The sequence below is a fragment of the Vibrio sp. YT-18 genome (genome assembly GCF_033337345.1).
GTDB classification, from domain to species: Bacteria; Pseudomonadota; Gammaproteobacteria; order Enterobacterales; family Vibrionaceae; genus Vibrio; species Vibrio alginolyticus.
The window spans coordinates 1-1,014 of sequence record NZ_JAWOQO010000307.1 but is presented as its reverse complement, the minus strand read 5'-3'; the positions used below and the strand labels follow the sequence as shown (position 1 = coordinate 1,014).

At 47.7% G+C, this 1,014-nt stretch carries 2 protein-coding genes; one reads left to right on the top strand and one right to left on the bottom strand.

What is annotated here, in order from left to right:
* The coding region (locus R7M72_RS26200; protein ID WP_318056605.1) for an aminoacetone oxidase family FAD-binding enzyme at nucleotides 1–534 on the top strand (534 nt) is incomplete at its 5' end.
* A gap of 99 nt (nucleotides 535–633) precedes the next feature.
* On the opposite strand, the gene R7M72_RS26195 is transcribed toward R7M72_RS26200, so the two are convergent.
* The coding region (locus R7M72_RS26195; RefSeq protein WP_318056604.1) for a helix-turn-helix domain-containing protein at nucleotides 634–1,014 on the bottom strand (381 nt) is incomplete at its 5' end.

Below are 1,014 nucleotides of genomic sequence, written 5' to 3'. Positions count from 1 at the left end.
GCCGAAGACGGCACCATGTTCAAAGAAGCGCTGTTGTTTACTCACCGCGGCTTATCGGGCCCCTCGGTTTTGCAAATTTCCTCTTTTTGGAAAGCGGGTCAGAAAGTTTCTATCAACTTAGTTCCTAACGAAGACATCGCTCTGCTGCTCGAGCGCAGCCTTGAGAAACATCCAAATCAATCGCTAAAGAACACCCTAGCAAAAGTGCTGCCAAAGCGTTTAGTGGAAGTGCTGATTGAACGTAAAGAGCTGATGGATAAACCTCTCAAGCAGTTCAACCCGAAAGAGCTTGCTAGCGTGGTGGAGCGTTTAGAAAACTGGTCAATCGCACCTAATGGCACCGAAGGCTACCGCACGGCGGAAGTGACTTTGGGTGGTGTAGATACCGATCACCTGTCTTCTAAAACCATGGAATGTAAAAACATCAAAGGCTTGTACTTCATCGGAGAAGTGATGGACGTTACCGGTTGGTTAGGTGGCTATAACTTCCAATGGTGCTGGTCGAGTGGCTTTGTGGCAGGTCAGTGGGTGTAATCCAGCGCTGCACGCAAAGATAGGCACGCAAAGATAGAAAGAGACGATGAAAAAGAGCACTGAATTCAATTCAGTGCTCTTTTGCTATTTGCGGTGTGTTTACTCGTCTTGATACTTTTCGAGCTTGTTGTACAGCGTTTTAACGCTGATACCCAGCTCCTGAGCCGATTCCGTTTTGTTGCCTTGATTCTCTTCAAGCGTATTGAGAATAGCGGCTTTTTCCAGCTCTTCTAACGATACGCCAGCAGGCACCATGTCTTCTAATCGGGTGCCAGTTTCTAGTGGCGGCGTATCGAAAATCAGATGTTCATCTTTAATGGTATCGTCGGCGAGAATGAACGCTCGCTCGATGGTGTGTTTGAGTTCTCGAACGTTGCCAGGCCAATCGTGCATGGCGATTTTTTGGATTGCCGAGTCGAGAATCGTCTTGGTTTTGGATTCGTTAGCGTTGCGGTGCGCAATAAAGTGTTTGGCTAATCC